Annotated in this window: 7 protein-coding genes; 3 read left to right on the top strand and 4 right to left on the bottom strand. The window is 62.4% G+C overall.

Going from position 1 to position 5,746, the window contains the following annotated elements; translation table 11 throughout:
- The 3 genes from EN994_RS15065 to EN994_RS15055 all read right to left on the bottom strand — a co-directional run.
- A partial coding sequence (locus EN994_RS15065; protein WP_164745930.1) for an AAA family ATPase occupies positions 1 to 465 on the bottom strand: 465 nt, incomplete at its 3' end.
- A gap of 105 nt (positions 466 to 570) precedes the next feature.
- On the bottom strand, positions 571 to 1,314 hold the full coding sequence (locus EN994_RS15060; RefSeq protein WP_013532754.1) for a DsbA family protein: 744 nt from the start codon (positions 1,312 to 1,314) through the stop codon (positions 571 to 573).
- A 163-nt stretch (positions 1,315 to 1,477) separates the two neighbouring features.
- Complete coding sequence (locus tag EN994_RS15055; protein WP_013532755.1) at positions 1,478 to 1,978, bottom strand: DUF721 domain-containing protein; 501 nt, start codon at positions 1,976 to 1,978, stop codon at positions 1,478 to 1,480.
- Between the two features lie 53 nt (positions 1,979 to 2,031).
- On the opposite strand from EN994_RS15055, the gene mutY reads away from it, so the two are divergent.
- Together mutY and EN994_RS15045 are read left to right on the top strand one after the other, a co-directional pair.
- On the top strand, positions 2,032 to 3,237 hold the full coding sequence (mutY, locus tag EN994_RS15050; RefSeq protein WP_013532756.1) for an A/G-specific adenine glycosylase: 1,206 nt from the start codon (positions 2,032 to 2,034) through the stop codon (positions 3,235 to 3,237).
- On the top strand, positions 3,230 to 3,841 hold the full coding sequence (locus tag EN994_RS15045) for an HAD family phosphatase (RefSeq protein WP_013532757.1): 612 nt from the start codon (positions 3,230 to 3,232) through the stop codon (positions 3,839 to 3,841). Before mutY ends, EN994_RS15045 begins: the two co-directional genes overlap by 8 nt.
- 66 nt (positions 3,842 to 3,907) lie before the next feature.
- Here the strand turns inward: EN994_RS15045 and EN994_RS15040 are convergent, their stop codons facing one another.
- On the bottom strand, positions 3,908 to 5,041 hold the full coding sequence (locus EN994_RS15040) for a site-specific DNA-methyltransferase (protein ID WP_013532758.1): 1,134 nt from the start codon (positions 5,039 to 5,041) through the stop codon (positions 3,908 to 3,910).
- 175 nt (positions 5,042 to 5,216) lie between these two features.
- Between EN994_RS15040 and EN994_RS15035 the strand changes: the two genes are divergently transcribed.
- Positions 5,217 to 5,746: HAD-IA family hydrolase (locus tag EN994_RS15035; RefSeq protein ID WP_127307622.1), on the top strand; the 530-nt coding region annotated here is incomplete at its 3' end.

The following is a 5,746-nucleotide window of genomic DNA, read 5'->3' as shown; positions in this document are numbered from 1 at the left end:
GGCCTGGATCAGTTCGCCGATGCGGCCCTGGCCGACCATCGACGGCGAACGCGCACCGGTCGACTGGTCGGCGAACAGAAGCTGCACGTCCTTGGCGCGGGCCTCCTTGCCGTTGATACGGTAAAGCGAACCGGCCTCGCGCTCGATGCGGCGCGACACCTGCAGTTCGTCGGCATCGTTGAAGGCAGCGGGCGCCGAGCGGTCGCTGTTGTCGAGGAAGAGCGTCACTTCGGCGGTGTTGCGCGCCGGACGCGTGCCCGAGCCGGAGAAGATGACGTCGTCCATGCCGGACGCGCGCATATTCTTGTAGGAGCTTTCGCCCATCACCCAGCGCAACGCCTCGACAAGGTTCGACTTGCCGCAGCCATTGGGCCCGACAATGCCGGTCAGGCCGCGTTCGATGACGAACTCGCCAGGCTCGACGAAAGATTTGAAACCAAGGAGGCGAAGGCGCGAAAACTTCATTCGCGCCGCCCGCTAAGCGGATTTCCGTGGTTTTGCGAAAGGAATTCGCAGCACAACGAGAAGCCGCGCACGCCGAAGCGCCGCCGCCTCAGGGCTGACTGGACGTCAGAGCAGAGGGTCGATGATGGCCGACATTTCCTCAATCGACATCGCCCCCTTGTAGGTCTTACCGTTGATGAAGAAGGTCGGTGTCGAGTCGACCTTGAATTCATTGGCGCCGCGCTTCTGGACCGATCTCACATCGTCCAGAAGTTTCTGGTCCGTCAAGCAGGCCTCGAAGGACTCCTGTGTAAAACCGGCGAGCTTCGAGATTTGCAGCAGCGCATCCTTGGTATTCTGGACGCCAACCCAGTTCGCCTGCTGCCGGAACAGGACGTCGACCATGGGGTAATAGTTATCCTTGGCGCAGCGCGCCAGCATAAAACCGGCTTCGGCGCTCGGGTCGAACGGGAATTCGCGCAGGATGTAGCGAACCTTGCCGGTGTCGATGTACTTGGTCTTCAGGTCCGGAAAGGTGGTCTCGGCGAAATGCGCGCAATGCGGGCAGGTCATCGAGGCGTATTCGACGATGGTGACCTTGGCGTCGTCCTTGCCAAGCTGCTTGTCGGGCAGCGCGCCCGGCTTCATCAGTTCCGTCATGTCCACGGTGCCCTGGGCTTCCGGCGCGGTGGCGGCGGCCGGCGTGGCCGGCTTTGCGGGAGCGGCCGGCTCAGCGGGCTTCACATTCGCAGCCTTCGCCTCCTCGCCAGAGTCGCTGCAGGCCGCGAGCAGGGCCACCGCCGGAATGGCGGCCAGCGAAGACAGGACGTTTCTGCGAGACAAGCTTTGGCCAAACGGGGGACGGTTCATACGAATCACCTGACAAGGGTTGGATTTTGCAATGCAAAGACACGAAAAGGCGAGAGTTGGCGCGAATTAAGGCATCTCGATCCCCAATCCAATCGCGAAACCTGACAAGGGCGATCACGAATGCGAGATATAGACGACGAATCCATGACTTTCTTCAAGACGCCTATGATTTTCTCTCCCCAATAATGGTCGCGCCAAGTTTCTCCAGCGAGGCGCGCAGTCCTTCATTATCGACCAGGCCGACAGTCCCCGACAATTTCGTCTTCTCAGCCGCGGTCAGCGGTCTCAGGGCCGGTCTGCGCTTTCCTTTGTCGGCTGTCACCGGCTTCTGCAGGATCCTGATGCGGTTGATGGCGGTGAAGCCGAGGAAGGCGTTGACCCGGTTGATGATCTCGCCCGTCTCGTGCTGCAGATGAAGTGCCGCCATGCCTTCGCAGGCAATGACCAGCACGGCCGGCTCGAACGGATCGTCCTCATGCATACGGCGCGGCCACTGGATTTTTTCGGGGCGCGAGTGGCTGGCCAGCCGTGGGCCGGCGATCTCGTCCCATGACTGGACGAGGCCGATCGAAATGCCGGCCCGCTTGCGCAGCACCGGATCGAGGATCCTGGTCGCGAGATCGCTGACCGGGACGGGATTGCCGTAGGGCGTTCTCCCTGCCATGTACGTCCTCCAGCGACGACCCAGCAGATACCGGCCAGGCCAATACAAGATCAATGGCACCAGCAGACCAGACCCGCAAGACCGCATCCTGGGATAGTGGCAAAGCCACATCCGCAGATAGCAGCATAGCTGCATCTGGAGATAGCAGCACAGCTGCATCCGGTGTCAGCGACGATATCGCATCCCGCCTGCTCGGCTGGTATGATGTGCATCACCGTGAATTGCCGTGGCGCATCACGCCCCGTGAGCATGCACGCGGCGTGCGGCCTGATCCCTACCGCATCTGGCTCTCCGAGGTCATGCTGCAGCAGACCACCGTCGAAGCAGTGAAGGCCTATTTCCGGATTTTCGTCGAGAAATGGCCCGATGTCGAGGCGCTGGCCGCGACGCCAGCGGAGGACGTGATGAAGGCCTGGGCCGGGCTCGGCTACTACTCCCGCGCCCGCAATCTCAAGGCCTGTGCCGATCTTGTGGCTGCGCGTGGCGGCCGGTTTCCCGACACGGAGACTGGTTTGAGAGAATTGCCCGGCATCGGCGCCTATACGTCGGCGGCCATCACGGCGATTGCCTTCGACCGCCCCGCCGCGGTTGTCGACGGCAATGTCGAACGTGTCATCTCCCGGCTGTTTTCGATCACAACCCCGCTCAGCGAAGCCAAGCCCGAGATCCGCGCCCATGTCGAGCGCATGGTGCCCGGGATAAGGCCTGGCGACTTCGCCCAGGCGATGATGGATCTCGGCGCCACCATCTGTACGCCACGCCGGCCACGCTGCATGCTGTGCCCGCTGCGCGAAGACTGCGACGCGGTCGTTTCAGGCGATCCCGAGCACTTCCCGGTGCGCCTGCCCAAGGCCGACAAGCCGCAGCGGCACGGCGCGGCCTTTGTCGCCGTACGGGCCGACGGCGCCATCCTTCTGCGCAAACGGGCCGAGAAGGGCTTGCTCGGCGGCATGACCGAGGTGCCGACGACAGGCTGGACCGCGCGGATCGATGGGGCAACCACGCAAGCGGCCGCGCCGTTTCCCGCCGACTGGCGGCATGCGGGCCGCATTGCGCATGTCTTCACGCATTTCGCTCTCGAACTCGAAGTCTTTCACGCTCACATCAAAGGTGATGCGCCAGACGGGCATTTCTGGTCGCTCGCTCACGAGATTTCCGGCGAGGCGCTGCCGACTGTCATGAAAAAGGCAATCGAGGCTGCGATACCCGGCGCGACGAAAAAGCCGTCGCCACACAGTGCAAAGAGGCCCCATGACTGAAATACGCCACATCGTTTTCGATATCGGCCGCGTGCTGATCCACTACGATCCCAACATTCCGTTCAGCCGCCTCATTCCGGATGCCGAAGAGAGAAAGTGGTTTTTCGACAATGTCTGCACGCATGATTGGAACATCGAGCAGGATCGCGGCCGGACCTGGGAAGAGGCCGAGGCGCTGCTGATCGCGGACCATCCCGATCACGCGGAAAACATCCGCGGTTTCCGCCGCCACTGGCACGAGATGGTGCCGCATGCCTATGAGGACAGCGTCGCCATCATGGTCGGTCTGATCGAGAGCGGCCACGACGTGACCATGCTGACCAATTTCGCCAGCGACACGCTGGCCGAGGCCCGCGAGCGCTTCGATTTCCTCAATCGTCCGCGCGGCGTGACGGTGTCGGCCGATATTCGCCAGATCAAGCCCGACCGAGCCATCTACGATCACCACGTCGCCGCATTCGGCCTCGAACCGGCCGCGACGCTGTTCATCGATGACAGCCAGAAGAATGTCGACGGCGCCAAGGCGGCAGGCTGGCAATCGGTGCTGTTCACCGACGCAAGGACGCTTCAAGCAGACCTTGAACGTCTCGGAATCAAGGCCTGATTTGAATCGCTTCGCGCGATCCGTTGAGCCTTTGAATCAAAGGCATTCGAAGCAATTGGCAGGGGCTCAGGCCCCTGCCCGCTCCATGCCGAGCCGCGCGATGCGGCGAAGCTCGTCGATCGGGGTCAGGCCACCGCTGCGCTCATAATGCCAGAAGGTCCAGCCGTTGCAGGCATCCAGCCCCTGCACTTCGGCGCCGACCTTGTGGATCGAACCGGCGCTGTCGCCGATCGCCACCGTGCCGTCGGCCCGCACCTTGGCCGCCCAGCGCTTCTTGGCATCGTAGAGCGTCGCACCCGGCATCATCAGGCCGGTGTCGATCAGGCTGACGAAGGCAACGCGCGGCTCGGCGCGCTTGCCCGTGAGAACGGTGAGATCGGCACCATCCAGCGGCCGCACCGCGTCGATGCGCTCGTTGGCGGCGTCGATGTAGGCCTGCTCGCGCTCGATGCCGACGAAATGGCGGCCGAGGCGCTTGGCCACCGCGCCGGTGGTGCCGGAGCCGAAGAACGGATCGAGCACGATGTCGCCCGGTTTGGTCGAGGCCATCATGATGCGGGCAAGCAGCGCTTCCGGCTTCTGCGTCGGGTGCAGCTTGTCGCCATTGTCGTTCTTCAGCCGCTCGCCGCCGGTGCAGATCGGAAACAGCCAGTCGGAGCGCATCTGGATATCGTCGTTGGACGCCTTCATGGCTTCGTAGTTGAAGGTGTAACCCTTGCCCTTCTGGTCGCGCGTGGCCCAGATCATCGTCTCATGCGCGTTCTGGAAGCGGCGGCCGCGGAAATTCGGCATTGGGTTGGTCTTGCGCCAGACGACGTCGTTTAGGATCCAGAAGCCGAGATCCTGCATCTTGGCGCCGACACGGAAGATGTTGTGATAGGAGCCGATGACCCAGATGGTGCCGTTGGGCTTCAGCACCCGGCGCGCCGCCAGCAGCCAGGCACGCGTGAAAGCATCATAGGCCTCGAAACTCTCGAACTGGTCCCAATCGTCGTCAACGGCGTCGACCTTCGACTGATCAGGGCGGTGCAGGTCGCCGTCGAGCTGCAGATTGTAGGGCGGATCGGCGAAGATGACGTCGATCGATTTTTCGGGCAGCCGGTCTAGCGCGGCGACGCAGTCGCCCTTGAGGATCGTGTCCAGCCATTCGGATTGCTGGGGAGCGTGGGAAAGCTCGTCGAGAAGACGCACGGCAGACATTCTGACACCCAAGGCACGCGTTACTGTTTACTCCTGGTTATGGTTACCGATCAGCGTAAATATTCCGTGAAGGCAAGGGACTGGTGTGGCGAATTTGCGAAGGCGGCCCTGTTGGTGTATGCCGCGCCGCCTGAGCCTTCCGAGGCCACTTCGCCCTCCCATTGTCCGGATCACCATGCCCCAGCCAGACCTTGTCATCTTCGATTGCGACGGCGTGCTCGTCGATTCCGAGATCATCGCCGCCCGCGTCGACGCCGAGCTTTTGACCTTGGCCGGATACGAGATATCGGCTGAGGAGATTTCGGAGAGCTATGCCGGCCTGACCTTCAAGGACATCATGCTGCGGGTCGAGGAAAAGTCCCGCATTCCCTTCCAAGCCTCTCTGATCGACAGGGAGGAACAATTGGTCGACCGCAAACTGCGCAGTGACGTCCGCGCCATCGATGGCGCGCGCGAGGCCGTTGCCGCGGTAACCGTGCCGCGCTGCGTCTGCTCGAATTCACGCTCCGAGAGGATCGAATTCATGCTGGAAAAGGTGCATCTTCTGCCGTTTTTCACCGACCGGATTTTTTCGGCGATGGAAACACCGACCGCGAAAACGAAACCGGCGCCGGACGTGTTCCTGTTCGCGGCGGAGAAACTCAACGCCAACCCGGCGAACACTTTCGTCATCGAGGATTCCGTGCACGGCGTCCACGGCGCAAG

Origin of the sequence: Mesorhizobium sp. M7A.F.Ca.CA.002.09.1.1 (genome assembly GCF_003998555.1) — a bacterium.
GTDB classification, from domain to species: Bacteria; Pseudomonadota; Alphaproteobacteria; order Rhizobiales; family Rhizobiaceae; genus Mesorhizobium; species Mesorhizobium ciceri.
This window is presented reverse-complemented; position numbering and strand designations above follow the sequence as displayed.

What these genes read in the sequence shown, in the direction of transcription:
- EN994_RS15045 (WP_013532757.1), top strand. Translation starts at nt 3,230, where the DNA reads ATGACTGAAATACGCCACATCGTTTTCGATATCGGCCGCGTGCTGATC.
- EN994_RS15040 (WP_013532758.1), bottom strand. Translation starts at nt 5,041, where the DNA reads ATGTCTGCCGTGCGTCTTCTCGACGAGCTTTCCCACGCTCCCCAGCAA.
- EN994_RS15060 (WP_013532754.1), bottom strand. Translation starts at nt 1,314, where the DNA reads ATGAACCGTCCCCCGTTTGGCCAAAGCTTGTCTCGCAGAAACGTCCTG.
- EN994_RS15055 (WP_013532755.1), bottom strand. Translation starts at nt 1,978, where the DNA reads ATGGCAGGGAGAACGCCCTACGGCAATCCCGTCCCGGTCAGCGATCTC.
- mutY (WP_013532756.1), top strand. Translation starts at nt 2,032, where the DNA reads ATGGCACCAGCAGACCAGACCCGCAAGACCGCATCCTGGGATAGTGGC.